At 70.2% G+C, this 24,859-nt stretch carries 24 protein-coding genes, 2 tRNA genes and 1 pseudogene; 20 read left to right on the forward strand and 7 right to left on the reverse strand.

What is annotated here, in order from left to right; translation table 11 throughout:
- The 8 genes from AB0A95_RS00125 to AB0A95_RS00160 all read left to right on the forward strand — a co-directional run bounded on the left by AB0A95_RS00125 (position 1) and on the right by AB0A95_RS00160 (position 11,672).
- Positions 1–858, forward strand: a complete 858-nt coding sequence (locus AB0A95_RS00125; protein ID WP_357553337.1) for a TatD family hydrolase — start codon at positions 1–3, stop codon at positions 856–858.
- Complete coding sequence (eboE, locus tag AB0A95_RS00130; protein ID WP_357553339.1) at positions 858–2,057, forward strand: metabolite traffic protein EboE; 1,200 nt, start codon at positions 858–860, stop codon at positions 2,055–2,057. The genes AB0A95_RS00125 and eboE overlap by 1 nt, the downstream gene beginning before the upstream one ends.
- On the forward strand, positions 2,054–3,460 hold the full coding sequence (locus AB0A95_RS00135) for a nucleotide pyrophosphatase/phosphodiesterase family protein (protein ID WP_357553340.1): 1,407 nt from the start codon (positions 2,054–2,056) through the stop codon (positions 3,458–3,460). Before eboE ends, AB0A95_RS00135 begins: the two co-directional genes overlap by 4 nt.
- The gene (locus AB0A95_RS00140) at positions 3,457–4,524 is read left to right on the forward strand and encodes a polyprenyl synthetase family protein (protein WP_357553341.1); all 1,068 of its coding nucleotides are present in this window, start codon (positions 3,457–3,459) and stop codon (positions 4,522–4,524) included. The genes AB0A95_RS00135 and AB0A95_RS00140 overlap by 4 nt, the downstream gene beginning before the upstream one ends.
- A gap of 219 nt (positions 4,525–4,743) precedes the next feature.
- Complete coding sequence (locus AB0A95_RS00145) at positions 4,744–7,596, forward strand: PQQ-dependent sugar dehydrogenase (protein WP_357553342.1); 2,853 nt, start codon at positions 4,744–4,746, stop codon at positions 7,594–7,596.
- Between the two features lie 75 nt (positions 7,597–7,671).
- On the forward strand, positions 7,672–9,780 hold the full coding sequence (locus AB0A95_RS00150; protein ID WP_357553344.1) for a ThuA domain-containing protein: 2,109 nt from the start codon (positions 7,672–7,674) through the stop codon (positions 9,778–9,780).
- Positions 9,781–9,949: 169 nt separating this feature from the next.
- On the forward strand, positions 9,950–10,453 hold the full coding sequence (locus AB0A95_RS00155; protein WP_357553345.1) for an ATP-binding protein: 504 nt from the start codon (positions 9,950–9,952) through the stop codon (positions 10,451–10,453).
- 211 nt (positions 10,454–10,664) lie between these two features.
- Positions 10,665–11,672, forward strand: a complete 1,008-nt coding sequence (locus tag AB0A95_RS00160) for a sugar phosphate isomerase/epimerase family protein (protein ID WP_357070937.1) — start codon at positions 10,665–10,667, stop codon at positions 11,670–11,672.
- A 64-nt stretch (positions 11,673–11,736) separates the two neighbouring features.
- Here AB0A95_RS00160 and AB0A95_RS00165 read toward each other — a convergent pair whose 3' ends face one another.
- Positions 11,737–12,144, reverse strand: a complete 408-nt coding sequence (locus tag AB0A95_RS00165; protein WP_357553346.1) for a hypothetical protein — start codon at positions 12,142–12,144, stop codon at positions 11,737–11,739.
- A 294-nt stretch (positions 12,145–12,438) separates the two neighbouring features.
- Here AB0A95_RS00165 and AB0A95_RS00170 point away from each other — a divergent pair.
- The 4 genes from AB0A95_RS00170 (at position 12,439) to AB0A95_RS00185 (ending at position 16,318) form a co-directional block, all read left to right on the forward strand.
- Positions 12,439–12,511, forward strand: a tRNA-Asn gene (locus AB0A95_RS00170).
- 262 nt (positions 12,512–12,773) lie between these two features.
- Positions 12,774–14,891: an MMPL family transporter gene (locus AB0A95_RS00175; protein ID WP_357553348.1), complete on the forward strand. Its 2,118-nt coding sequence runs from the start codon at positions 12,774–12,776 to the stop codon at positions 14,889–14,891.
- Positions 14,881–16,119 (forward strand): FAD-dependent oxidoreductase, encoded by a 1,239-nt coding sequence (locus AB0A95_RS00180; protein WP_357553349.1) that lies wholly within the window; start codon positions 14,881–14,883, stop codon positions 16,117–16,119. Before AB0A95_RS00175 ends, AB0A95_RS00180 begins: the two co-directional genes overlap by 11 nt.
- Before the next feature lie 122 nt (positions 16,120–16,241).
- Positions 16,242–16,318, forward strand: a tRNA-Ile gene (locus tag AB0A95_RS00185).
- 14 nt (positions 16,319–16,332) lie between these two features.
- Here the strand turns inward: AB0A95_RS00185 and AB0A95_RS00190 are convergent.
- Positions 16,333–16,785, reverse strand: a complete 453-nt coding sequence (locus AB0A95_RS00190; protein WP_357553653.1) for a tyrosine-type recombinase/integrase — start codon at positions 16,783–16,785, stop codon at positions 16,333–16,335.
- Positions 16,786–16,796: 11 nt separating this feature from the next.
- Between AB0A95_RS00190 and AB0A95_RS00195 the strand changes: the two genes are divergently transcribed.
- Entirely contained in the window at positions 16,797–17,642 is an 846-nt protein-coding gene (locus tag AB0A95_RS00195; protein WP_357553350.1) for a pentapeptide repeat-containing protein, read from the forward strand.
- Between the two features lie 50 nt (positions 17,643–17,692).
- The gene (locus AB0A95_RS00200) at positions 17,693–18,127 is read left to right on the forward strand and encodes a VOC family protein (RefSeq protein ID WP_357553352.1); all 435 of its coding nucleotides are present in this window, start codon (positions 17,693–17,695) and stop codon (positions 18,125–18,127) included.
- Between the two features lie 361 nt (positions 18,128–18,488).
- Here AB0A95_RS00200 and AB0A95_RS00205 read toward each other — a convergent pair whose 3' ends face one another.
- Both AB0A95_RS00205 and AB0A95_RS00210 read right to left on the reverse strand, forming a co-directional pair.
- Positions 18,489–18,863 carry a type II toxin-antitoxin system VapC family toxin gene (locus AB0A95_RS00205; RefSeq protein WP_357553353.1) on the reverse strand — a complete coding sequence of 125 codons (375 nt, stop codon included), beginning with the start codon at positions 18,861–18,863 and terminating at the stop codon, positions 18,489–18,491.
- Positions 18,860–19,114: a type II toxin-antitoxin system prevent-host-death family antitoxin gene (locus tag AB0A95_RS00210; protein WP_132405220.1), complete on the reverse strand. Its 255-nt coding sequence runs from the start codon at positions 19,112–19,114 to the stop codon at positions 18,860–18,862. The genes AB0A95_RS00205 and AB0A95_RS00210 overlap by 4 nt, the downstream gene beginning before the upstream one ends.
- 50 nt (positions 19,115–19,164) lie before the next feature.
- On the opposite strand from AB0A95_RS00210, the pseudogene AB0A95_RS00215 reads away from it, so the two are divergent.
- Positions 19,165–19,377, forward strand: a pseudogene (locus AB0A95_RS00215) (helix-turn-helix transcriptional regulator); the annotation flags it as partial.
- 20 nt (positions 19,378–19,397) lie between these two features.
- On the opposite strand, the gene pip reads toward AB0A95_RS00215, so the two are convergent.
- Positions 19,398–20,354: a prolyl aminopeptidase gene (gene pip / locus AB0A95_RS00220; RefSeq protein WP_357553354.1), complete on the reverse strand. Its 957-nt coding sequence runs from the start codon at positions 20,352–20,354 to the stop codon at positions 19,398–19,400.
- Positions 20,355–20,611: 257 nt separating this feature from the next.
- On the opposite strand from pip, the gene AB0A95_RS00225 reads away from it, so the two are divergent.
- Together AB0A95_RS00225 and AB0A95_RS00230 are read left to right on the forward strand one after the other, a co-directional pair.
- Positions 20,612–21,004, forward strand: a complete 393-nt coding sequence (locus AB0A95_RS00225) for a type II toxin-antitoxin system RelE/ParE family toxin (RefSeq protein WP_357553355.1) — start codon at positions 20,612–20,614, stop codon at positions 21,002–21,004.
- Positions 21,004–21,318 (forward strand): helix-turn-helix transcriptional regulator, encoded by a 315-nt coding sequence (locus AB0A95_RS00230; protein ID WP_120727370.1) that lies wholly within the window; start codon positions 21,004–21,006, stop codon positions 21,316–21,318. The genes AB0A95_RS00225 and AB0A95_RS00230 overlap by 1 nt, the downstream gene beginning before the upstream one ends.
- A 259-nt stretch (positions 21,319–21,577) precedes the next feature.
- Here the strand turns inward: AB0A95_RS00230 and AB0A95_RS00235 are convergent, their stop codons facing one another.
- Positions 21,578–22,774, reverse strand: coding sequence for a helix-turn-helix domain-containing protein (locus AB0A95_RS00235; RefSeq protein ID WP_357553356.1), 1,197 nt, complete (start codon positions 22,772–22,774; stop codon positions 21,578–21,580).
- Entirely contained in the window at positions 22,771–22,905 is a 135-nt protein-coding gene (locus AB0A95_RS00240) for a hypothetical protein (protein ID WP_357553358.1), read from the reverse strand. Before AB0A95_RS00240 ends, AB0A95_RS00235 begins: the two co-directional genes overlap by 4 nt.
- A gap of 211 nt (positions 22,906–23,116) precedes the next feature.
- Between AB0A95_RS00240 and AB0A95_RS00245 the strand changes: the two genes are divergently transcribed.
- Genes AB0A95_RS00245 through AB0A95_RS00255 form a run of 3 tightly spaced genes read left to right on the forward strand, consistent with a single transcriptional unit; the run spans position 23,117 to position 24,835 of the window.
- The gene (locus AB0A95_RS00245) at positions 23,117–23,965 is read left to right on the forward strand and encodes a helix-turn-helix transcriptional regulator (protein ID WP_357553359.1); all 849 of its coding nucleotides are present in this window, start codon (positions 23,117–23,119) and stop codon (positions 23,963–23,965) included.
- Positions 23,955–24,143, forward strand: coding sequence for a DUF397 domain-containing protein (locus AB0A95_RS00250; RefSeq protein WP_357553360.1), 189 nt, complete (start codon positions 23,955–23,957; stop codon positions 24,141–24,143). Before AB0A95_RS00245 ends, AB0A95_RS00250 begins: the two co-directional genes overlap by 11 nt.
- 17 nt (positions 24,144–24,160) lie before the next feature.
- On the forward strand, positions 24,161–24,835 hold the full coding sequence (locus AB0A95_RS00255; protein WP_357553654.1) for a uridylate kinase: 675 nt from the start codon (positions 24,161–24,163) through the stop codon (positions 24,833–24,835).
- Positions 24,836–24,859 lie beyond the last annotated feature (24 nt).

Genomic DNA, 24,859 nt, shown 5'->3' on the forward strand with positions numbered 1-24,859 from the left:
ATGCGTATCTTCGACCCGCACATCCATATGACCTCGCGCACCACCGACGACTACGAACGGATGGCCGCCGCCGGCGTACGCGCCGTGGTGGAGCCGTCGTTCTGGCTGGGTCAGCCGCGCACCAGCGCCGCCTCGTTCACCGACTACTTCGACTCGCTGATCGGGTGGGAGCCGTTTCGGGCCGGGCAGTTCGGGGTGCGGCACTTCGCGACTGTGGCCCTGAACCCCAAGGAGGCCAACGACCCGCGCTGCCGCCCGGTGCTCGACCTGCTGCCCCGCTACCTGGACAAGGACGCGGTGGTGGCGGTCGGCGAGATCGGGTACGACTCGATGACGCCGGAGGAGGACGAGGCGTTCGCCGCGCAGCTCGCTCTCGCCGTGGCGTACGACCTGCCGGCGCTCGTGCACACCCCGCACCGGGACAAGGCGCGCGGCTGCGAACGCACCCTCGCCGTGGTCGCCGAATCCGGCATCGAGGCGGGCCGCGTGGTGGTGGACCATCTCAACGAGGTGACCGTCAAGCTGGTCCGCGACAGCGGCTGCTGGTTGGGCTTCTCCATCTACCCGGACACCAAGATGACCCCGTCGCGGATGGTGGAGCTGCTGCGCGAGTACGGCACCGAGCGGATGCTCGTCAACTCGGCCGCCGACTGGGGGCGCTCCGACCCGCTGCTGACCCGGGCCACCGGCGAGGCGATGCTGGAGGCCGGGTTCAGTGACGACGACGTCGACAAGGTGCTGTGGCGCAACCCCGTGGAGTTCTACGGGCAGTCCGGGCGGCTCGACCTCAGCGACCTGGACGTCACCGCCAAGGTCGACCCGCAGACCGGCAACTCGATCCTGCGCGGCGGCAGCTGATGCGGCTGCGACACGCCGGTGGCGACACCGTCCACCTCAGCTACTGCACGAACGTGCACCCCGCCGAGGATCTCGCCGGGATCCTCGGTCAACTGGACACCTACGCCGTGCCGGTCCGCGAGACGCTCGGCGGTGACCTGCTCGGGCTCGGCCTGTGGCTGGCCGCCCCGGTCGCCGCCGAGCTGGCCGCCGACCCGACGCTGCGCCGCCGGCTGCGCACCGAGCTGACCGCGCGGGGGCTGGAGGTGGTCACCCTCAATGGTTTCCCGTACTCGGCCTTCCAGGCCCCGGTGGTCAAGCAGGACGTGTACCACCCGGACTGGACCACCGAGCAGCGCCTCGCGTACACACTGGATCTGGCCCGGGTGCTCGCCGACCTGCTGCCCGACGACGCCGCGCGGGGCTCGATCTCGACCCTGCCGCTGGCCTGGCGGCAGCCCTGGGACACCACTCGGGCCGACGCGGCCCGAGGCCGGTTGGACCAGTTGGCCGCCGGTCTGGCCGAGGTGCGGCGCGACACCGGCCGCGAGGTGCGGGTCGCCTTCGAACCCGAGCCCGGCTGCGTGGTGGAGAGCACCGGTCAGGCGGCCGAGTTGCTGTCCGGAATGGACACCGAACGGTTGGGTGTCTGCGTGGACCTGGCCCACCTGGCGTGCGCCTGGGAGGAGCCGGCCGAGGCCCTGGAGCGACTGCGGGCGGCCGGGCTGCCGGTGGTGAAGGTGCAGGTCTCCGCCGCCGTCGAGGCGGCCGACCCGGCCGGCGGTGCCGACGCGTTGCGCCGCTGGGTGGAGCCGCGCTTCCTGCACCAGACCCGGGGCGCCGGCTGCGCCGGTCTGGCCGACCCGGCCGACCCGGCGTACGCGGCCGACGACCTGGACGAGGCACTGGACCGGGAGCTGCCCGGCCCGTGGCGGGTGCACTACCACGTGCCGCTGCACGCCCCACCCGAGGAGCCGCTCGGCTCGACCCTGCCGGTGCTCCGCGCGGCCCTGAGAGCGCTCTTCGACGGCCCGACCGCCGGCTGCGACCACCTCGACGTCGAGACGTACACCTGGGGGGTGCTGCCCGCCGCACGACGGCCCGGCACCGACGCGGAGCTGGCCGCCGGCATCGCCGCGGAGCTGGCCTTCGCCCGAGACGAACTGGTCGGCCTCGGCCTGACCACAGACCGAACCGTGAGCATGGGGATGACGCGATGAGCCGACGACTTGTGGTCCTCGACGTGGTGGGGTTGACGCCCCGACTACTGGCGCACATGCCCCGGCTGCGGGGTGTCGCCGACGGCGGCTTCCGGGCCGAGTTGGGCACCGTGCTGCCCGCGGTGACCTGCTCGGTGCAGTCCACCTTCCTCACCGGCGAGCCGCCCAGCGGGCACGGGATCGTCGGCAACGGGTGGTATTTCCGGGAGCTGGGTGAGGTGTTGCTGTGGCGGCAGCACAACGCGCTGGTCGGCGGGGACAAGCTCTGGCAGGCCGCGCGTCGGGCCGAGCCCGGCTACACGGTGGCCAACGTCTGCTGGTGGTACGCCATGGGCGCGGACGTCAACTGGACGGTGACGCCCCGCCCGGTCTACTACGCCGACGGTCGCAAGGAACCGGACTGCTACACCGACCCGCCGGAGCTGCACGACGCGCTCACCGGGCGGCTGGGCACGTTCCCGCTGTTCACCTACTGGGGGCCGACGGCCGGGTTGCCGTCGTCGCGGTGGATCTGCCAGGCGGCCGAGCAGATCCTGGCCGACGTGTCACCCGACCTCACCCTGGTCTACGTCCCGCACCTCGACTACGACCTGCAACGCTTCGGCCCGTCCTCGGCCCAGGCCGCCGCCGCGGCAGCCGAGCTGGACACGGTGCTCGGGCCGCTGCTGGACGCCGCCCGCGCCCGGGACGCCACGGTGGTGGTGCTCTCCGAGTACGGCATCACCGACGTGTCCCGGCCGGTGGACGTCAACCGGCTGCTGCGCGCCGAGGGGCTGCTGCGGGTGCACACCCAGGCCGGCATGGAATACCTCGACCCGTGGACGTCGAAGGCGTTCGCCGTCGCCGACCACCAGATCGCGCACGTCTACGTCAGGGATCCGGCCGACGTGCCGGCGGTGGCGAAGCTCTGCGCCGGCCTGCCCGGGGTGGCCGAGGTGCTCGACGCCGAGGGCAAGGCCGCGCACGGTCTGGACCATCCGCGCGCCGGTGAGCTGGTGTTGGTGGCCGAGCCGGACGCCTGGTTCACGTACTACTACTGGCTCGACGACGATCGGGCGCCGGACTTCGCCCGGCTGGTGGAGATCCACCGCAAGCCGGGGTACGACCCCGCCGAGCTGTTCTTCGACCCGGCCAACCCCGGTGCCGCGAAGGCCCGCGCCGGGGTGGCCCTGGCCCGCAAGAAGCTCGGCATGCGGTACCTGATGAGCGCGGTCGGCCTGGACGCCGGCGCGCGGGCGGTGAAGGGCTCGCACGGGCGGCTGCCGGACGACCCGGCGGACGCCCCGGTGCTGCTCTGCTCGGACCCGACGGCCGCCCGGGACAAGATCGCGGCCACCGAGGTCAAGGCGTTGCTGCTGGAGCTGGCCGGGCTGCGTGACGGTGGGCCGGGGGAGGGGTCGTGACGGTGACCGTCGCGCCCGCCGACGCCAGCGGGCTGCGGGCGCGTTTCGACGCCGAGCTGGCCGGGTTCCTCGAACGGCAGGGCCCGGACTGGCCCGACGGCGCGCCGCGCGGTGTGTTCACCGCGTTGCAACGGTTCGTGCTGGCCGGCGGGAAGCGGCTCCGCCCGCTGTTCTGCTACTGGGGCTGGCGCGGCGCGGGGGCGCCCGACAGCACCCCGATCGTGGTGGCCGCGGCGGCGCTGGAGCTGTTCCACGCGTTCGCGCTGATCCACGACGACATCCTGGACGGCAGCGACCGCCGCCGGGGTGAGCCGTCCGTGCACCGGCTCTTCGCCGACCTGCACGCCCGCTCGGCGTGGCGCGGCGACCCGGAGGCGTACGGGCGCAACACCGCACTGCTCTGCGGGGACCTCTGCGCCGCCTGGTCGGACCAGATGTTCCACGAGTGTGGGCTGAGCACCGAACAGGTGCACCGGGGGTACGGCGTCTTCGCGCTGATGCGCACCGAGGTGATCGCGGGGGAGTACCTGGACCTGGTCTCGGGTGTGGGTGACGGCTCGGTGGCCAGCGCGCTCACCGTGATCCGGATGAAGGCTGCCCGCTACACGGTGACCCGGCCGTTGCAGATCGGGGCGGCCCTGGCCGGCGCGGAGCCGGACCTGATCGACGCGCTCGGCGAGTTCGGTGACCCGTTGGGTGACGCGTTCCAGCTCCGCGACGACGTGCTTGGCGTCTTCGGGGACCCGGCGGTCACCGGCAAGTCGGTCCTGGACGACCTGCGTGAGGGCAAGCCCACGGTGATGATGGCGTTGGCGCGCAGTGCCGCCGACCGGTCGCAGACCGTCCGGTTGCGGGAGTTGTTCGGCAATCCGGCGCTGGACGCCGAAGGCGCGGCGGAGCTGCGCGGGATCATCGAGACGACAGGTGCCCTGGAGCGGATCGAGCAGATGATCCGCGTCCGGACCGAGGCCGCGCTCGGTGCCCTCCAGAACGCGATGGTGGCTGACGAGGCGCGTGCGGCGCTCGTCGCGCTGGCCGGACAGGCGATCGACCGCCGGGCGTGATCGCCAACTTTCGATCAGATCGACGAAAGTTGGCGCTGTACCGCCGGAAGGTATGGACACATTGACACTCGCAACTTAGTGTCGTGTCCAACACGACAGTGTTTCGTCGAGGTGAACCGGCGGCGCGGTAACCCATCGACCCCCACCATCACCGCTACGGCATCCGGCGCGACGGCGCGCGCCCGCCTGGCAGTCACTCGTCAGGAAGGGGCAGCACACATGTCCATGAAGGACGCTCCACACCATCGTTCCCGACGGTGGTCCTCCGCTGGCTCGGCGCTGTTGCTGGCGGTCGCCGCCGGCACCGTCGCCCTGGCCGCCGGTGCGGCCCCCGCACAGGCGCACACGATCGTCGCCACCGACTTCCAGCAGGTCGAACTCGCCCGCGGCGTGACCGACATGGGCGAGCCGATGTCGCTGGCCGTGCTGCCGGACCGCTCCGTCCTGCACACGGCCCGCAACGGCACCCTGCGCCGCACCGACGCGAGCGGCACCACCTCCGTGATCGGCACCCTGTCTGTCTACAACCACGACGAGGAGGGGTTGCAGGGCGTCGGGGTCGACCCCAACTTCGCCAGCAACCGGCAGATCTTCCTCTACTACGCGCCGCCGCTGTCCACCCCCGGCGGCGACGCGCCGGCCACCGGCACCGACTTCTCCGCCTGGCAGGGAGTGAACCGCCTCTCCCGGTTCACCCTCAACGCCGACTTCACGATCAACCAGTCCAGCAAGGTCGACGTGCTCGACGTGCCGGCCGACCGCGGCCTGTGCTGCCACGTCGGCGGGGACATCGACTTCGACGCCGCCGGCAACCTCTACCTGTCCACAGGTGACGACACCAACCCGTTCGAGTCCGCCGGCTACTCGCCGCTGGACGAGCGGACCAACCGCAACCCGGGGTACGACGCGCAACGCAGTGCCGGCAACACCAACGACCTGCGCGGCAAGATCCTGCGGATCAAGGTGAACGCCAACGGCACGTACTCCATCCCGTCGGGCAACCTGTTCGCGCCCGGCACGGCCAGGACCCGGCCGGAGATCTACGCGATGGGGTTCCGCAACCCGTTCCGGATCAGCGTGGACAAGGCCACCGGGGTCGTCTACGTCGGTGACTACGGGCCGGACGCCGGCACCACCAGCTCCACCCGCGGGCCGTCCGGTCAGGTCGAGTTCAACCGGGTCGCCGCACCGGGCAACTTCGGCTGGCCGTACTGCACCGGCACCAACACCTCCACCGAGACGTACAACGAGTGGGACTTCGCCGCCAACACCGGCGGCGCGAAGTACAACTGCGCCGGCGGGCCGACGAACAACTCGTTCCGCAACACCGGCCTGACCACCCTGCCGCCGGCCCAGCCGGCCTGGATCCGGTACGCCGGCGACGCCGGCACCCCGACCGAGTTCGGCGGCGGCTCCGAGTCGCCGATGGGTGGCCCGGTCTACCGGTACAACGCCTCGTCGACCTCCACCACCAAGTTCCCGCAGTCCTTCGACGGGCAGTTCTTCGCCACCGAGTTCGGCCGGGGCTGGATCAAGCCGATCCACGTCAACTCCGACGGCTCCCGGGGCGCCATCGACACCTTTCCCTGGGTCGGCAAGCAGGTGATGGACTCCGCGTTCGGCCCGGACGGCGCGTACTACGTGCTCGACTACGGCACCGGCTACTTCAACGGCGACGCCAACTCGGCGCTCTACCGCTTCGACTACGTCGGCGGCGGCAACCGGGCACCGACGGCCGTGGCCGGCGCCAACCGGACCTCCGGCGCGGCACCGCTCGCGGTGACCTTCTCCTCGGCGGGCTCGTCCGACCCCGAGGGCGGCGCGCTGACGTACTCGTGGGCCTTCGGCGACGGGACCACCTCGACCGCCGCCAACCCGACGAAGACCTACACCACCAACGGCACCTACACCGCCACGCTGACGGTGCGGGACCCGCAGGGCGCCACCGGCAGCAGCAGCGTGCGGATCAGCGTCGGCAACACCGCGCCCACTGTCACCATCAACAACCCCGGCAACGGCCAGCTGTTCAGCTTCGGCGACACGGTGCCGTACAGCATCACGGTCACCGACCCGGAGGACGGCACTATCGACTGCACGAAGGTCAAGATGACCTACGTGCTCGGCCACGACCAGCACGGGCACCAGATCACCTCGAAGACCGGGTGCTCCGGCTCGATCACCATCCCGGTCGACGGTGAGCACGACGACGCGGCGAACATCTTCGCGATCTTCGACGCCGAGTACACCGACGCCGGCGGGCTCACCACCCACACCCAGCACACGCTGCCGCCGCGGCACCGGCAGGCCGAGTTCTACGGCACCTCGTCCGGGATCAACGTGTTCAGCAAGGCCACGGCCGAGGGCGGCAAGACCGTCGGCGACATCAACAACGGTGACTGGATCGCGTTCCAGCCGTACCGGCTGGGCAACGTGACCTCGTTCAACGCCCGGGTCTCCTCGGCGGGTGCCGGCGGCACCCTCCAGGTCCGGGCCGGCTCGGCCACCGGCACGGTGCTCGGCTCGGCCACGGTCCCGGTGACCGGCGGCTGGGAAACGTTCGCCACGGTGACCGGGACGATCACCAACCCCCCGACCGGTACGACCACCCTGTACCTGACCTTCGCCGGGTCGGGCACCGGCGCGCTCTACGACCTTGACGCGTTCACATTCGTCACCGGCACCGCCACCGGCGGGAGTGGCCCGATCAAGGGTCTGGGTGGCAAGTGCCTGGACGTCCGCGACGCCGCCACCGCCGACGGCACGCAGATCCAGATCTACACCTGCAACGGCAGCGCCGCCCAGACCTGGGCGGTCACGCCGAACTCCACGATCAAGTCGTTGGGTAAGTGCCTGGACGTCGCCGGCGCCGGCACCGCCGACGGCACCAAGATCCAGCTCTACACCTGCAACGGGACCGGCGCGCAGAACTGGGCCGCACAGGCCGACGGCACGCTACGCAACGCGGCGTCGGGCAAGTGCCTCGACGTCTCCGGCAACAGCTCCGCCGACAGCACGGCGGTCCACCTCTGGACCTGCCTCGGCGCGGCCAACCAAAAGTGGATCCTGCCCTGAGCTGAGTGGTGGGGCCCCCTGTCACCGCCTACGGTTGGGCAGGGGGCCCTTCCTAACCACAGTTAGGAGAGCGATATGCGCAGACGCCTGCGACCCGTCCTCGGTGCGGCAATGGCCGCACTCGCCGTCATCGCCTGCACCACCCCCGCAAGCCCGGCCAGCGCCGCCGACGCCGCGTACGACGTACTGGTCTTCTCCAAGACCGCCGGTTTCCGGCACGACGCGATCCCGGTCGGCATCCAGACCATCCGCGACCTGGGCGCGGCGAACAACTTCACGGTCACCGCCACCGAGGACGCGAACGCGTTCACCACCGCCAACCTCGCCCAGTACGAGGCGGTCGTCTTCCTCAACACCACAGGCGACGTGCTCGACGCCACCCAGCAGACCGCCTTCGAGTCGTACATCGCCTCCGGTCGCGGTTACGTGGGCGTGCACGCGGCCTCCGACACCGAGTACGACTGGCCGTTCTACGGCAACCTGGTGGGCGCGTGGTTCGCCTCGCACCCGGCGATCCAGCAGGCCAACGTCAAGGTGGAGGACCGGGCGCACGCCGCGACCGGGCACCTGCCGCAGACCTGGACCCGCACCGACGAGTGGTACAACTACCGCACCAACGCCCGCTCCACCGCCCACGTGCTCGCCACGCTCGACGAGTCGTCGTACTCCGGCGGCGGCATGGGCGCCGACCATCCGTTGAGCTGGTGCAAGAGCTACAACGGCGGCCGGTCCTTCTACACGGGGGCCGGGCACACCCAGGCCTCGTACGCGGAGCCGGCGTTCCGGACCCACCTGCTCGGTGGCATCCGGTACGCCTCCGGTCGGAGCAAGGCCGACTGCCGTCCGGAGACCGGCTACACCCCGCTCTACAACGGCTCGACGACCGGCTGGTCGCAGGCTGGCCCGGGTAACTTCACCAACTCCGACGCCACCCTGACGTCGGTGGGCGGCATGGGGTTGTTCTGGTACAACGCCAAGCAGTTCACCAACTACTCGCTCAAGCTGGACTGGAAGATGGCCGGGGACGACAACTCCGGCATCTTCATCGGCTTCCCGCCGTCGAGTGACCCGCAGTCGGCGATCAACAACGGCTACGAGGTCCAGATCGACGCCACCGACGCCGTCGACCGCACCACCGGCGCGGTCTACACGTACAAGGCCGCCGACACCGCGGCCCGTGACGCGGCGCTGAACGCGCCGGGGGAGTGGAACGCCTACGAGCTGCTGGTCGAGGGCGAACGGCTCCAGGTCTTCCTCAACGGGGTGAAGATCAACGACTTCACCAACACCGACCCGGTCCGTTCGCTCGCCGGCCACATCGGCATCCAGAACCACGGCACCGGTGACGACGTCGCGTTCCGCAACATCCGGATCAAGGAGCTGGGCACCACCCCGACGCCCACCGGCACCATCCAGGCCGAGGCGTTCACCTCGGCCAACGGTGTCTCCGCGTTCGCCAAGGAGGGCGCCAACGGTGGGCAGACCCTCGGCTACATCGAGCCGGGTGACTGGGCCGCGTACAACGGGGTCAACCTGACCGGGGTCACCTCGTTCACGGCCCGGGTCGTCTCCGGCGGCGCGGGTGGCACCATCCAGGTGCGTACCGGCTCCGCCACCGGCCCGGTGCTCGGCAGCGTCGCGGTGCCCAACACCGGCGGCTGGTCGACGTACGCCAACGTCACCACCACACTCGCCAACGTCCCGTCCGGCACCCAGAACCTCTACCTCACCTTCACCGGCAGCGGCACGGGGCTCTTCGACCTGGACGACTTCACCCTGGTCAAGGGCGGCGGCGGCACCCCCGGCGTCGGCCCGATCAAGGGCCTGGCGGGCAAGTGCCTGGACGTGCGCGGCGGCGGCACCGCCGACGGCACCCAGATCCAGCTCTACACCTGCAACGGCGGCGCGGCGCAGACCTGGACCGTGTCCGGCTCGACAATCAGGGCGCTGGGCAAGTGCCTGGACGTCAACGGCGCTGCCACCGCCAACGGCACCAAGATCCAGCTCTGGACCTGCAACGGCAGCGGCGCGCAGAACTGGGCGGCCCAGTCCTCCGACAGCAGCCTGCGCAACCCGTCGTCGGGCAAGTGCCTCGACGTCTCCGGCAACAACTCGGCGGACGGCACCGCCGTACACCTCTGGTCCTGCCTCGGCGCGGCCAACCAGAAGTGGACGCTGCCCTAACCACCAGGCCAGGTGGGGCCGACGCCCACAACGTCGGCCCCACCCCGCCACCCCGCCCGCCCCGCCCCGCTCACCCCGCCGGGTCGGGGCACTCGGGGTGGACCGGGAGGGGCGCGGGTTCGGTGACGCGGGAGTCCGGCGCGCAGTCGACTGCCGTACCTTGACCTGCATGGGGCGGTTCGCGCAGTGGCGCGGGATGGTGCTGGAGCAGGGGCATCGGCTGCGCGGTGCGCTTCGGCGGCCGGAGGAGCTGGACGACCCGTTCGATCCGACGGGCAGTCTGACCCGCCTCGACGCGCTCGTGGAGGGCTTCGCCGCCGGCCAGCCGGTGCGGTGGACCCTGGCCGGGCAACCCCGGCCGCTGCCGGGGCCGGTCGACGCAGTGGCGTACCGGATCATCGAGGAATCGTTGACCAACGCCTGCCGGCACGCCCGGGGCGCGCCGGTCGCGGTCCGCCTGCGCTACGACGCCACGGGCATCACCATCGAGGTCCGCGACGAGGGTGCCGGCCCTCTGCCGTCCGGCGGTGGCAGCTCCGAGGTCGGTCGGGGTCTGCTCGGGGTACGCAGGCGCACGGAACGCCTCGGAGGCACGTTGTCCGCCGGCCCGCGTGCCGGTGGTGGCTTCACCGTGCGGGCCGCCCTGCCGGCACCCGAGGAGATGGCCGAATGATGATCGGGCCGCAGGGCTTTCGCAATGGGGTGCCACGGAAATAGGGTGGGGGCGGCGACCGTGTTGGTGGCCGGTGACCCGGTGGGAGGCGCAACCCGCCGGGCTCAGGTGTGTTCCGCACCCGCCGGTGACCGTCCGGTGCCGCGTACGTCCGGTCACCCTCGCCCCGGTCCGCACCTGGAATCCCCCATGACAACAGGGGAGTAGAACAATGGCGCGACCCATCACGCTCTTCACCGGCCAGTGGGCCGATCTGCCTTTCGAGGAGGTCTGCCGGCTCGCCTCCGAGTGGGGCTACGACGGCCTGGAGATCGCCTGCTGGGGCGACCACTTCGAGGTCGACAAGGCGCTCGCCGACGATTCGTACGTCGAGCGCAAGCGGGAGACCCTCGCGAAGCACAACCTTGAGGTCTTCACGATCTCCAACCACCTTGTCGGTCAGGCGGTCTGCGACCACCCGATCGACGAGCGGCACCAGGACATCCTGCCCGGCCGCATCTGGGGTGACGGGGAGCCCGAGGGGGTCCGCCAGCGGGCCGCCGAGGAGATCAAGGACACCGCGCGGGCGGCGGCGAAGCTCGGCGTGAAGACCGTCGTCGGCTTCACCGGGTCGTCGATCTGGCACACCCTGGCGATGTTCCCGCCGGTGCCGCCGTCGATGATCGAGCGCGGCTACCAGGACTTCGCCGACCGGTGGAACCCGATCCTCGACGTGTTCGACGAGGTGGGTGTGCGGTTCGCGCACGAGGTACACCCCAGCGAGATCGCGTACGACTACTGGACGACGAAGCGGACGCTGGAGGCGATCGGCAACCGGCCCGCGTTCGGGCTGAACTGGGACCCGTCGCACTTCGTCTGGCAGGAGCTGGACCCGGTGAACTTCATCTTCGACTTCGCCGACCGGATCTACCACGTGGACTGCAAGGACGCCAAGGTCCGTACCGGTGATGGCCGGCGTGGCCGGCTCGCCTCGCACCTGCCCTGGGCCGACCTGCGCCGTGGCTGGGACTTCGTCTCCACCGGGCACGGTGACGTGCCCTGGGAGGACTGCTTCCGCGCCCTGAACGCGATCGGCTACACCGGCCCGATCTCGGTCGAGTGGGAGGACGCCGGGATGGACCGGCTGCTCGGCGCCCCGGAGGCGTTGCAGTTCGTCCGCCGGCTCGCCTTCGACGCCCCGAGCGCGGCCTTCGACGCGGCGTTCAGCAGCAAGGACTGACAGTACTCCGGACAGACCACGGGCCGGTCGCCCTGCGGCGACCGGCCCGTCAACGTGCGATTGGTCAGAGCGTGCTGGCGTTCGTGCCCGAGCCGGACGGCTTGGTGCGGGGGGTGTTGGTGGACGACGGCGACCCGGAGGTCGTGCCGACCGTGCTGGTGCCCGCCTTGGCGCCCACTGTGGCGGGCGTGCCGGCGAACGCGTCGTCGGCGGCGGTCAGCTCCTGCTTGCCGGTGCTGCCGTTGCCGGTGCCCAGCTTCTCGCCCAGTTTGGTCTGGCCGAGCTTGTCCTTGCCCTCGCTGTAGAGCTTGTTGGCCTGGGCCTGCGCGACCCCGGCCGCCTCCTGGACGGTCGGGTGGTCGAGCACCTTGCGGCCCCGAACAACGAGTTCCTCGTACTTTTCCCGGCCGGCACGGGCGCCCAGGACGAATCCCGCAGCCAGCCCGCCAAGAAACATGATCTTTCCGCGCATGGCGGCTCCTTCCGTACCTGACGCGCCGTCGCCCCGGCGAGTTGCCCCGTCGGAAGGCGACCTGTTCGCGCCTGCGTCCTCTGTCCGCAGCTAACTACCCATCCTGCTCCCCGCTCACGCATACTTGTGCCGGGATGACGATTTACCCTAATTGTCGATGCGTTGCGGGCCCTGGCCTGCGCACCTCGATCATCGGCGTACGGGGCGGAACCCACTGGACCACCACCGGGGGATGTCCTGTATTCTTTTCCCGTCGCACGGCACCAGCATGATCCGGGGCCGGGCGGTGCACGATCCCCTGTAGCTCAATTGGCAGAGCAGCCGGCTGTTAACCGGCAGGTTATTGGTTCGAGTCCAATCGGGGGAGCTTCTCCACCCAACGCCCGTCGGCCCCCGGCCGACGGGCGTTCCCGTACCCCCTCCCACCCCCACCCCCACCCCCACCCCCAGCCCCCGTCGATCATGGAGTTGTGGTGCCGGGTTGAGTGGTGATTGAGCCTTTCGTCCACCACCACAACTCCTTGATCGACGCCGTTGGGATTACGGTTTCGGTCCTTTCGACCTGCTTGGCCGGCAGGATGGTCGACGTTGACGCAAACTCCACCGCGTCGATCCATGGGGGAGTGCGGATGTCGGGACGGGGCGGCAGGACCACGCTGATCGCGGTGGCGGTCGTGCTGGCCTGGCTGGTGATCGGCGGCGTGGCCGGCCCGTACGCGGGGCGTCTCAGCGAGGTCGCCACCAACGACAACGCGGCGTTCCTGCCCACCGACGCCGAGGCGACCCGCGCCCAGGACCTCACCGACGACTTCGTCGACCGGCAGACCATCCCGGCACTTGTGGTCTACGAGCGGCCGGCCGGGATCACCGACGCGGACCGGCAGCGGGTCGGCGCCGACGCCGCCCGGTTCGCCCAGGTGCCCGGTGTGCTCACCCCACTGCCCCCGCCCATCCCGAGCGAGGACGGCCAGGCCCTCCAGGTCGTCGTGCCGGTGGACGACGCCGAGGGGGAGGAGATCGAAGCGGTAGTCGAACGGCTCCGTGACATCACCGGCGGTGACCGGGACGGGCTCACCGTGGACGTCTCCGGACCCGCCGGCCTGCTCGCCGACCTGATCAAGGTGTTCTCCGCCATCGACGGGCCACTGCTGCTTGTCACGCTGGTCGTGGTGCTCGTCATCCTGTTGGTGGTCTACCGCAGCCCGGTGCTCTGGATCTTCCCGCTGCTCGCCGCCGGCATGTCGTACGCCCTGGCCTCGGTCTTCGTCTACCTGCTCGCCGACGCGGACGTGGTGAAGCTCAACGGGCAGGCGCAGGGCATCCTCACCGTGCTCGTCTTCGGGGCGGGCACCGACTACGCGCTGCTGCTGATCGCCCGCTACCGGGAGGAGTTGCACCGCCACGACCGACCGTGGGACGCCATGCGGACGGCGTGGAGGGGCGCCGCGCCGGCCATCATCGCCTCCGGCGGCACTGTCATCGTCAGCCTGCTCTGCCTGCTGCTGTCCAGCCTCAACTCCAACCGGGCGCTCGGCCCGGTCGCCGCCATCGGCATCGCCGCCACCCTGTTGGTGATGCTGACCTTCCTGCCCGCACTGCTGGTGTTGGGTGGCCGGTGGGCGTTCTGGCCACGGCGGCCCCGAGCCGACCAGGCTGACCCGCGCGCCGAGCACGGCATCTGGAGCCGGGTCGCCGGCTTCGTGGCCCGGCACGCCCGACCGATCTGGCTGAGCACCGCCGTCGTGCTGGCCGCCCTCACGCTGGGTCTCACCCAGCTCGGTGCCACCACGCTCGGGCAGTCCGACCTGCTCACCCAGCGCACCGACTCGGTGGACGGCCAGGAGGTGATCGCCCGGCACTTCCCGGCCGGCACGGGCAGCCCGGCCACCATCTTCACCACCCAGCAGACGGCCCGACAGGTCGCCCAGGTGACGCAGGGCGTGCCCGGCGTCGCCGACGTCCGCCCCCGCACCGCCGGCCCGCAGACCGGCCCACCCACGGAGAACGCCCCACCCAAGGTCGTCGACGGGCGGGTGCAACTGGAGGCGACCCTGGCCGACCCGCCCGACAGCGGCGGCGCCGAGCGGACCATCCGGGAGCTGCGGGTCGCCGTACACCGGGTGGCCGGCGCGGACGCGGTGGTCGGCGGCTTCACCGCGATCAACGTGGACACCTCCGACGCCGCGAAGCGCGACCAGAACGTCATCATCCCGGTGGTGCTTGTGGTCATCGCGGTCATCCTGGCCCTGCTGCTGCGCGCGCTGCTCGCCCCGCTGCTGCTGATCGCCACCGTGCTGCTCAGCTTCGCGGCGACCCTCGGCCTCTGCGCGCTGCTGTTCCGCCACGTGTTCGACTTTCCCGGGGTGGACTCGTCGTTCCCGCTGTTCGCCTTCGTCTTCCTGGTCGCCCTCGGCATCGACTACAACATCTTCCTGACCAGCCGGGTACGGGAGGAGTCGGTCAAGCGCGGCACCCGCGCCGGGGTGCTCGCCGGCCTCGCCGTCACCGGCGGAGTGATCACCTCCGCCGGCATCGTGCTCGCCGCGACCTTCTCCGCCCTCGCCGTCCTGCCACTGGTGCTGCTCGTCGAGCTGGGTACCGCTGTCGCGATCGGGGTACTGATCGACACGATCATCGTCCGGTCGTTGCTGGTGCCCGCGCTCGCGTACGACATCGGGCCGAAGATCTGGTGGCCGGGCCGGTTGTCCCGGGCGAACGGTGAGCGGGAGGCGCGCGATGCTGGCTGAGACGGACGTGGTCATCGTCGGCGGTGGCCTGGCCGGCCTCGCCGCCGCCCGCCGGCTGCACCGCGCCGGCGTGCCCTGGCGGCTGCTGGAGGCCAGCGCCCGGCTCGGCGGTCGGGTCGCCACCGACGTCGTCGACGGCTACCTCGTCGACCGGGGCTTCCAGGTGCTCAACACCGCCTACCCGCAGCTCGGCACGTTGCTCGACACCGACCGGCTGCACCTCGGGTACTTCACCTCCGGGGTGCTGGTGCGCCGGGGCGACGACCTGCTGCGGCTGGTCAACCCGCTGCGCGAACCGACCGGCGCCCCCGGCACCGCGCTCGCCGGAATCGGCTCCCTGCTCGACCGGCTCCGCTTCGCCGCGCTCGCGACCGGCTGCGCCACACTGCCGGTGTCCCGGCTGCTCGCCGCGCCGGAGACCAGCGCCGAGACGGCACTGCGCCGGGCGGGCCTCTCCGACGCCATCATCGAGGAGCTGCTGCGGCCATTCCTGTCCGGTGTGTTCATCGACCGGGAGTTGGCCACGTCCAGCCACGTACTCGCGATGGTGTTGCGCTCCTTCGCCCGCGGCCGGATCGGCCTGCCCGCCGAGGGCATGGCCGCGCTGCCCCGGGCCATCGCCGACCCCCTGCCCGCCGACCTGCTCGACCTGGACACCCCCGTCGCGGAGGTCGCCCCCGGCCGGGTCCGCACCCAGGCCGGCGACATCCACTGCCGGGCCGTCGTGGTCGCCGTCGACCCACCCGCGGCGCCCGCGCTGCTGCCGGCCCTGGCGACGGTACGCATGCACAGCTACACCACCTACTACCACAGCGCTCCGGAGCCGCCGCTCACCGAGCCGATCCTGCTCGTCGACGGCGACCGGCGGGAGATCGTGGCCAACACTGTGGTGCTCAGCAACGCGGCGACGACCTACGCGCCCGCCGGCCGGCACCTGGTGGCCACCTCGGTGGTCGGCCCGACCGCCCCACCGGAGCCGACCATCCGGGCCGAGTTGACCCGGCTGTACGGCCGATCCACCGCCGACTGGACCCACCTCACCACAGTGGCCGTCCCCCAGGCGCTGCCCGCCGCACCGCCACCGCAGGGGCGGCTGCGCAAGCCCGTGTCGTTGGGGGAGGGCCTGTTCGTGGCCGGTGACCACCGGGACAGCCCATCGATCCAGGGTGCTCTCGCCAGCGGATGGCGGGCCGCCGGGGCGGTGTTGGACGAGCTGCGCGCCGGCTGACCGGCGTACCCGAGCACGCTGTTATATTCCTGTAGCCCATCGTGCTGGTGCAGGCGTGGGCATCGGCCGGCACGGTGCTGGCTGCTGATCGCCGAGCGGGATAAGATCCGGCGCGGTGTTTCGGGGCGGTAGCTCAGCCGGTTAGAGCAGTCGACTCATAATCGATCGGTCACGGGTTCGAGTCCCGTCCGCCCCACCAGCCATTTCGCCTGATCAGCCATGCTGGCGACGACCCAGGCGAGCTGCATCGAGGTCCGGACCGACGCCCTCAGTCCGCACGGAGTCCGCAGCAGCACGACCCGAGGCGTGCCCGAGCATCCGCTGCACCGCCTTGACGTTGGCACCCTCGGCCACCGTCAGACTTGCCGCCGTGCGCCGCAGCTCGTGCGGGGCAGGCCCGTGGTTTGACGCGTACGGGCATGATTCCAGAGCGTGACAAGACGGTTGAGTGTCGCTCTGATGGCGGTCGGCGGGTTGGTTCTGCTGTCGGTCGCGCTGGTGTCGGTTCCCCGGTCCTGGTGGGGTGTCCTGGCTACCGGATGGCCGGTGCTGGCCCCGGCGGCGGTAGGCGTGGCGGTCCTGGTCGCGGGGGTGCTGCTCTGGCAGCGGAACGGCGTGAAGCCTGAGCTGCCTGCCGCGCCTATGCCACCGGATCGGCAGGTGCAGCCCTTGCGGTCGTGGGTGATCCCGGTCGCTGTGGTCCTGGTGGGGTGGTCACCTGGGCGGCGGTCGCCTGGTTGCAGGACTCGGTGCCGGCGGTGGGTGACGGGGTGCAGCGGGCGCGGTTGCGGGTGGAGTCCATCCGCACAGGCTTGACCATCGGCGCGGCGGTGACCGGGGCGTTCGCGTTGCTGCTGGCGTTTCGTCGGCAGCAGTTGGCCGAGCGCACCCAGCAGGCCACCGAGTACGACGCCGGGGAGAAACGGGTTACCGAGCTGTACGTCAAGGCCGCCGACCAACTCGGCGCGGACAGGGCCCCGGTCCGCCTTGCCGGCCTGTACGCCCTGGAACGCCTCGCCCAAGACAACCCGATCCACCGGCAGAGCATCGTGGAAGTGATCTGCGCCTACCTACGCATGCCTTACACCCCACCCGACGACCTGACCACCCCCACGTCCGTCACCCCACCACCCGCAGACGAAGCCGCCTCGGTGGCCGCCACCGATGACAGCGACAAACCAGCCGTGGACCCCCGGGACGACCGCCAGGTCCGCCTCGCCGCCCAACGCATCCTCGCCCGCCACCTCCGCCCCACAACCCTCGAAGGAAAACTCAACCCCTCGTACTGGGGCCCGAAACTGGTCCTGGGCCTCACCGAAGCAACCCTCATCAACGCCAACTTCGGCGGCTGCTACCTCCACAACACCGCCTTCATCGCAACGACGTTCAGCGGCGCCGCCCTGTTCGTCGGGGCGACGTTCAGCGGCGAGGCCAGGTTCGACGGGGCGACGCTCGGCGGCAGACGGGATGGCAGCAGCGTCGGGAGGCTCGTGCGCTTGTTGCGTACCCTGCTGCCTAGCTGACCGGACAGTGGAGGCTCGATGGTTGCCAACGACCTAGTTAGGGTGAAGCCATGAAGTCGATCAAGAAGTTCCAGGTCACTTTCGACTGCAAGGAGCCTGGGCGCGTCGCTCGATTCTGGTGCGAGGTGTTGGGGTACGTCTTGCCGCCACCACCGAAGGGGTTTGCCAGCTGGGAGGACTACAACCTCGCCCTGCCGTCCGAGCAGCGGGACGCATGGTCGGCCTGCATCGACCCCACCGGCGTCGGCCCGCGACTGTTCTTTCAGCGCGTCCCAGAAGGCAAAGTAGTAAAAAATCGGGTACATCTCGATGTGCGGACCGGCGCGGGGCTCGTGGGCGCCGAGCGTCTGGCCGTACTTGAGGCCGAAGGCGCACGGCTGATCGCGCTCGGCGCGACACCTGTGCTGCTGCAGCATGCCGATGAGGAAAACGAGTCGTGCTACACGCTGCAGGACATTGAAGGCAACGAGTTCTGCCTCGACTGAGTGCCGCACATGCCGGCTTCGCAGGGTGAGCAGTCCGCATCTGGTCCGCAAGAGGTCGGCGGACGGCGGGGGAGTGGTATGAGATGTTGAGAGGTGTTTCCGCTGGTAGACCGCCGGGTGCCCAGGTTGGTGGGACAGGCAGTTTGATCTCGCAATCCCTCGGTCGCGGGTTCGAGTCCCGCCCGCCCCACCGAAACGGAAGCACCAACGGAGGGTTCAAGACCCGCGAAGTTGCAGGCCACGGCCGGTATCTCGGAGATCGAACAACCGGCGTTGCTCGGAACGGCACCGGCCGAACGGCCAGCGTGCGCGGTTGGGGGTAGGCCCCTCGTCGGCATCAAGCGTTGCTGGACCCGGCCGATCACACCTTGAGGACGTCCACGTCGTACAGCGCTATCGACGCGTCGCGGGAGGCCAGGGTCAGATTCTCGGTGATCGCCTGGGCCACCAGCATGCGATCGAACGGATCGCGGTGATGCGGTGGCAGGCGGCCGGCGGCGATGGCGTGGGCGTGGGTCACCGGGAGTTCGCGGAAGCCCATGTCTCTTACCCGCTCGGCGAGGTCAGGGGGGCCGGGGAGTTTCCCCGCCCGCTGTTTGATAGTGATCTCCCACAGGGTGACCGGGGAGAGGAAGATGTCCGGCTCGTGGCGTAGCTGGTCGAGGAACTCGATGCCGAGGGTCGCGTCGCCGGTGATGGCCCAGAGCGCGACGTGGGTGTCCAGCAGCAGGGTCATGCGCCGATGCCGAAGTCGGCGGCGATCTCGGCGTTGGTCTGTGGTGAGTCCCAGTCGCCGGAGAGGTCCAGTTGTCCGGCGAGGGAGCCGACTGCGGTGCGGTTGGCTCGCCGGACCAGCGGCACGACCTTCGCCACCGGCGTACCGGCGCGGTCGATGATGATCTCCTCGCCGCGTTCGACCCGTTCGATGATGCGCGACAGATGGGTCTTGGCATCGTGCATGTTGTAGTGCACGGCCTCAGCCGACATGGCGCGACCTCCTCGGTTAGCTAAGGGCTTAGTCTAACGTGCGTGGCCCCATGCGCCAGTGGTTTGACCTGGCCGAGGAGCGCAAGCGTCTCGGCCTCACCCAGCGGCAGGTGGCCGAGCTGATGGGAGTCACGCCCGGCAGGGTGGGCCAGATCGAAAACGGCGACCTGGACGCCAACGAGGTGGCGACCCTCGGCCGATACGCACGAGCGCTGGGCGCGCGGATGCGGATCATCTTCGACTACGGCAGCGACCTTCGGCGATCGCCTGATCTCCGCGAACCTCAGCCGGCCCCGAAGCGGTCCAAGGCGTCGATGACCACGTCGCCGACGCCGCGCCCGCTGCCGTGGCCAGCATCGTCGATCAGCTCCAACCGTGCCTCGGGCCACACCTTGGACAGCTGCCAGGGAATGTCGACCGGGCTCCCGAGGTCGAGCCGGCCGTGTACGAGCACACCGGGAATGCCGGCGAGCCGGTGTGCACCGGCCATCAACTCGCCGTCGGCGAACCAACCGTCGTGCGCCCAGTAGTGGGTGACGAGACGCGCGAAGGTCATCCGGAACGCCGGGTCCTCGTATCGAGGGTCAGGTCGACTGCCGGGCAGGTTCGAGACGAGTGCGTCCTCCCAGGCGCACCAGTTGCGGGCGGCCCGGTCCCGCACGCCCTCGTCAGGATCGGCGAGCAGGCGGGCGTAGGCGGCGGGCAGATTGCCGTCGCGTTCGGCCACCGGCACCCCGTCGCGGAATCTCTCCCACTGTTCGGGGAAGATCCGTCCGAGGTCGCGGGTGAGCCACCTGTGCTCTGCCGGCGTGCTGGTGACGACGCTGAACAGCACGATTTCGGTGACCCGGTCGGGGTGCCGCTCGGCGTAGCCGAGGCCGAGGGCGCTACCCCACGATCCGCCGAGCAGTAGCCACCTGTCGATGTTCAGGTGCGTGCGCAGCTTCTCGATGTCCGCCAGCAGGTGCGGCATGGTGTTTGTCGACAGGTCCGTTCGCACGTCGCCCGCGTCTGGTGTGCTGCGCCCGCATCCCCGCTGATCGAACAGGACCACCCGGTAGGCGGCCGGGTCGAAGAGTCGCCGCCAGGAGGCGTCGGCTCCGGAGCCGGGGCCACCGTGCAACACCAGGGCTGGCTTTCCGGCGGGGTTGCCGCTGCTCTCCCAGTAGACGAGGTGGCCGTCCCCGACGTCGAGCATGCCGTGTGCGAAGGGTTCGATCTCCGGATATAAGCGGGCCATTTCAGCGATCCAACCAGTCTGCTCGTTGCCGCGCACTCCTGTTCTCGACCGTGTAGCACCGGGCGAAGCAGGCCCAGGCCGCGGCCGAGTCAACGTATGGGGCCCGCCAGAGGAGGGCCAGGTCGGCACCCTGTGCCACGATCCTTTGGTTCGCATGCCGCAACCTCGGCTCCACCGACCGATGTCATTCGGCTCTCGACCTGCGCTTCTCGCTTCGCATGCTGTCTCAGGGTATAGGCTGGGCTATAGTTAGCCCCATGCCTCACGGCTCCGATCGTCGCTGGGCGATCAGGACGACCAGCGATGTCCGCGACTGGTTGCGCTCGCTGCGCCAAACCGATCCGGCAACGTACCGGTCGGTCAACGTGGCGATCGACATGCTCGCTGACGCCGGTCCGGGTTTGGGGCGTCCACTGGTCGACACGCTCAAAGGTTCGAATATCAGCAACCTGAAGGAGCTACGGCCGAGGTCTGGGCGGGAAGTCGCCATCCGGGTTCTGTTCGTCTTCGATCCCTGGTCGCAGGCGGTGCTGTTGGTGGCCGGCAACAAGGCCGGCGACTGGTCTCGATGGTATGAGGAAGCGATCCCGGTCGCCGAGGTCGCGTACGAAGGCTGGCTCGCCTTTGAGAGGAAACGGAGGGAGGGCTGATGGGCGACTTCCATGACTGGGACGACATCCGTGCCGAGTTGCACGACGGGGACGACGACGCGCTCGATGTGGAGCGCGCCCGTACCGAGGCGTGGGTCAGCGCGTTCCACCTTGCCGAGGAGCGTAAGCGGCTCGGTCTCACTCAGCGGCAGGTGGCCGAGTTGATGGGGGTCACGCCGGGCCGGGTCAGCCAGATCGAGAACGGCGACCTGGAGGCCAACGAGGTCGCGACCCTGAGCCGGTACGCCCGAGCGCTGGGCGCGCGAATGCGGATCATCTTCGACTACGGCAGCGATCTCCGTCAGATCGCCTGATCCTGCGCCGGGCCGCCGAGCCACGCTCCTGACCTGCACATCCGCAGCGGATCACCGGCGATAGTCGCGGCTTGGTTCGCATGGTGGTACCTCCGGCCCACCGCGAAGAACGCCACCATGGCGGAGGCGTGCCCGGACATTAGGGGCGGAGGGCACCGACGAGCAGTCGGGTGTCATCTGCCCGACAGTCGTGCAGTGGTCCAACGGCAACTGGTCGTCGGAGCCCTGCGGCCACTCCGACACGACGTGCGCGATCGGGTCACCGTTCTCGCGTCAGTCCGATGGTGTCGGCCAGGCGGGACACGTCGACCGCACCGGGTCCGGCGCGGAACACAGCAGTCAGCGCTGCCCGAGCCACGGGGCGAATTCGTGTCTCCCAGGTGGCAATCCGGTTGGCGGCAACCAGCGTCCGACCAGCAGCGCGTGTGTCTCCGAGGTCCAGATAGGCGTGCGCGATGTCGATCAGGTGGGCGGCCCGGTGTTCGGCGGGAAGCAGGTGCCAGGCGTTACCGCTGGCTACCCGGAGGTGGGTGGTCACGGCGAGTTGGTGGTCGCCGGACCACATCGCGATCAGGGCGCGGGCGAGGTCGACAGGCGCGGGACCGAATCCGATGCCGTCCCAGTCGTGCTGACGCTGGCCTTCGGCGAGGCGAGCCGCGCGCTCGGTGAGTTCGCCTGCCGCGCTTGCGTCTCCGCTGACGGCGGCGGCGAGCGCCGCTTCGATCAACAGGGTCCCGGTTACGCCGGGCTGGCGGACGTGGGGCGGTGCCAGGTCGAGTTGGTGTATGGCGGCGACGGCGGCCGTCACCGCCAACCCTCCTCGCCGCAGGGATCGCAGGGCCTGCGTGAGCGAGATCGCCGCAAGGCCGGCACGCCAAGGGTTACCGGCGGCAGCGTTCATCGCCCGATCGGCGGCCAGCCAGGCCAGGTCGGCCTCACCGAGCTTGACCAGCACCTGGGCGGCGAGCCGGTACACCCGCACCAGCAAATCCGCCGCGTCTCCCGGCTGCGTGCGGCTGTCGCAGAGCAGATCGGGCAGTAGGCGCAGCACCTGGGGGTGGTGACCGTTGCGGTACGCCGTCCACGCGTACCCCGCCTGGGCATCGAGCTGAGCCAACGACGGCGCTGGCCTGCCGTCGTTGCCGGAGTCGGGTAGGTCGTAGCGGGCCAGCGCCGCGCGGAGGCGTTCCACGTCGCCGCCGGGTTCGGCGGCCGGCTCGCGCGGGGCCTTGCCCGCGAGCAGGACGTCCGGGGCGACGCCGAGGGCCGCGGCGACCGTTTCGATCACCGAGAGCCGGTCGAGGGTACGCACTCCTCGCTCGACCTTGTCCACCCAGCTCTTCGACCGGCGAATACGGTCGGCGAAGACCTGCTGACTCATTCCCCGACGTGCCCGCAGCTCGGCCATCCGTCGCCCGATCGGCGGCTCATTGCCGCTGCGGCTGGTCCCGGTCATCGCTTCCGCTCCGGCGACGGCTCAACGGCGTCGGTGGATTCCCCGCAGCGCGGGCACCAGCGCGATTTGACCCGGAAGGCGAGGAGCCCGACCAGGAAGCCGGGCACCAGGCCGCCGAACACGATCGACACGACTTCAGAGGCCATGCGCACTCTCGCTTTCTGACGAAGCCGGAGGTCGGGAGGTCGCCATGCCGTAGCTCACGCTCGGGTGAAGCTCCGTGGCCGACAGTCATCAGAGTTGCGCATCATGTGATGCAAAGCAAGGCAATCAACATGATCGACACGCCGAGCACGTGCGGCAGAGCATGGAGAAACGCGAGTCAGGGCGCAGAATCACGACATGCCTCGATTTACGCCAGCGACACCGCGCTCTCGGCGACTGGGCCGGGAACTCCGCAAGCTCCGCGAAGCGAAGGATCTGACCGGCGAGGCCGCAGCGGCGATCGTCGACTGCTCACCGTCTCGGATCAGTCGGATCGAGTCGGGCGAGATCAGACCTCGGGTCGGTGACGTGATGGAGTTGCTTGTCGCGTACGGCGTCAAGATTGACGAGGAGCCGGGGACCTCGCTGCTCGATCAGGCACGCGGTCTGCGTGAGGACGGGTGGTGGCAGCGCCTCGGTGGCAAGTACGCCACCTATATCGCGTACGAGATCGAGGCCGTGGAGCTCAAGAACTTCGAGCCGATGCTCGTGCCCGGTCTACTCCAGACCGAGAGCTATGCCCGCGAGGTCAACGTCATCGGCCGGGAGACCGACCAGGCGACCGTCGACCAGCGGGTTTCCGCCCGGATGACCCGGCAGGGGGTGCTGCGCCGGCAACCGACTCCGCTGCGGATGCACGCCATCCTGTCCGAGGCGTCGGTGCGCACCGAGGTCGGCGGCCCGGACGTGCTGCGGGAGCAACTCGATCACCTCGTCGCCCTGAGTCGACTGCCGAACGTGACGATCCAGGTGCTGCGCTTCGGGGCCGGCGCCCACCTGGCGATCAGCAGCGGTTTCGCCCTGCTCAGCTTCGAGCGGGATGAGCCACCACTGGGCTACATCGAGACCCTGGCCGGTGAGCTGTTCCTGGAGTCGAGCCGCGACCTGGCGCGACTGTCGGCGGCGTACGACAATCTGAGGACGCTGGCGATGTCGCCTGCCGAGTCGATCACGTTCGTCAAGGAGCTGAGCAAGCATGGAACGTAACGCCTGGCGCACGTCCAGCCGTTCCGGCAACAACGGCCAGTGCGTGGAGGTGCGTGACCGCCGCGTCCAGGTCGATGTCCGCGACTCCACGGCGCCCGATGCCGGGATGTTGAGCTTCGCGCCCGCCGCCTGGGACGCGTTCGTCGACACGATCAAGACGAACGCGTACCGCCCCTGACCGGAGAGGACGGTGGCCTGGTGCAGGGCACCCGCGACGAGCTGATCGGGCACCTGGCCGAGGCGGTCGGGTCCGTCACCGTCGCCCACCCGACGCGGGTCGCCGTCGACGGACCACCCGCCGCCGGCAAGACCACCCTCGCCGACGAGTTGGCCATCGTCCTGCGCGACCAGGGCCGCGACGTCATCCGCGCCACGGTCGACGACTTCCTCTTTCCCCGGGCCCAGCGCTATCCGCGCGGCGAGTACTCGGCCGAGGGCTGCTACCACGACACGCACGACCGCGAGGCGTTGACCCGGGTCCTGCTCGATCCGCTCGGGCCGGGCGGCGATCGACGTTTCCAGCACGCGGTGTACGACCACCGCGCGGATGCCACGGTGTCTCCGCCGGTCACGACCGCCCCGGTCGACGCCGTGCTGGTCTTCGACGGCGTCTTCCTCCTGCGCCCGGAACTGGTCGACAGGTGGGAGCTGCGTGTCTTCGTGTCGACGGCGCCGGAGAAGACAGTCGATCGTGCCGTGCTCCGCGAGCGTCGGCTGTCCACCCGGGCCGTCGTCGAACGACGGTGGCGCGAGCGGTACATCCCCTCCCAGGAGCTGTATGTCGCCACTGCCCGCCCGACCCGTCGCGCGGACATCGTCGTGCACAACGACGAGCCCCAGCGCCCGATCTGGAGCGTGCCAAGGCGGTAGGCGGCGCGGCCATCCGGCCCGGGG

The organism is Micromonospora sp. NPDC049230 (assembly GCF_040647875.1).
Lineage (GTDB): Bacteria > Actinomycetota > Actinomycetes > Mycobacteriales > Micromonosporaceae > Micromonospora.

Excerpts from the sequence above, each read along its gene's own strand:
- AB0A95_RS00125 (WP_357553337.1), top strand. The coding sequence starts at position 1 with ATGCGTATCTTCGACCCGCACATCCATATGACCTCGCGCACCACCGAC.
- eboE (WP_357553339.1), top strand. The coding sequence starts at position 858 with ATGCGGCTGCGACACGCCGGTGGCGACACCGTCCACCTCAGCTACTGC.
- AB0A95_RS00135 (WP_357553340.1), top strand. The coding sequence starts at position 2,054 with ATGAGCCGACGACTTGTGGTCCTCGACGTGGTGGGGTTGACGCCCCGA.
- AB0A95_RS00145 (WP_357553342.1), top strand. The coding sequence starts at position 4,744 with ATGTCCATGAAGGACGCTCCACACCATCGTTCCCGACGGTGGTCCTCC.
- AB0A95_RS00150 (WP_357553344.1), top strand. The coding sequence starts at position 7,672 with ATGCGCAGACGCCTGCGACCCGTCCTCGGTGCGGCAATGGCCGCACTC.
- AB0A95_RS00155 (WP_357553345.1), top strand. The coding sequence starts at position 9,950 with ATGGGGCGGTTCGCGCAGTGGCGCGGGATGGTGCTGGAGCAGGGGCAT.
- AB0A95_RS00160 (WP_357070937.1), top strand. The coding sequence starts at position 10,665 with ATGGCGCGACCCATCACGCTCTTCACCGGCCAGTGGGCCGATCTGCCT.
- AB0A95_RS00165 (WP_357553346.1), bottom strand. The coding sequence starts at position 12,144 with ATGCGCGGAAAGATCATGTTTCTTGGCGGGCTGGCTGCGGGATTCGTC.
- AB0A95_RS00175 (WP_357553348.1), top strand. The coding sequence starts at position 12,774 with ATGTCGGGACGGGGCGGCAGGACCACGCTGATCGCGGTGGCGGTCGTG.
- AB0A95_RS00180 (WP_357553349.1), top strand. The coding sequence starts at position 14,881 with ATGCTGGCTGAGACGGACGTGGTCATCGTCGGCGGTGGCCTGGCCGGC.
- AB0A95_RS00200 (WP_357553352.1), top strand. The coding sequence starts at position 17,693 with ATGAAGTCGATCAAGAAGTTCCAGGTCACTTTCGACTGCAAGGAGCCT.
- AB0A95_RS00205 (WP_357553353.1), bottom strand. The coding sequence starts at position 18,863 with ATGACCCTGCTGCTGGACACCCACGTCGCGCTCTGGGCCATCACCGGC.
- AB0A95_RS00210 (WP_132405220.1), bottom strand. The coding sequence starts at position 19,114 with ATGTCGGCTGAGGCCGTGCACTACAACATGCACGATGCCAAGACCCAT.
- pip (WP_357553354.1), bottom strand. The coding sequence starts at position 20,354 with ATGGCCCGCTTATATCCGGAGATCGAACCCTTCGCACACGGCATGCTC.
- AB0A95_RS00225 (WP_357553355.1), top strand. The coding sequence starts at position 20,612 with ATGCCTCACGGCTCCGATCGTCGCTGGGCGATCAGGACGACCAGCGAT.
- AB0A95_RS00230 (WP_120727370.1), top strand. The coding sequence starts at position 21,004 with ATGGGCGACTTCCATGACTGGGACGACATCCGTGCCGAGTTGCACGAC.
- AB0A95_RS00235 (WP_357553356.1), bottom strand. The coding sequence starts at position 22,774 with ATGACCGGGACCAGCCGCAGCGGCAATGAGCCGCCGATCGGGCGACGG.
- AB0A95_RS00245 (WP_357553359.1), top strand. The coding sequence starts at position 23,117 with ATGCCTCGATTTACGCCAGCGACACCGCGCTCTCGGCGACTGGGCCGG.
- AB0A95_RS00250 (WP_357553360.1), top strand. The coding sequence starts at position 23,955 with ATGGAACGTAACGCCTGGCGCACGTCCAGCCGTTCCGGCAACAACGGC.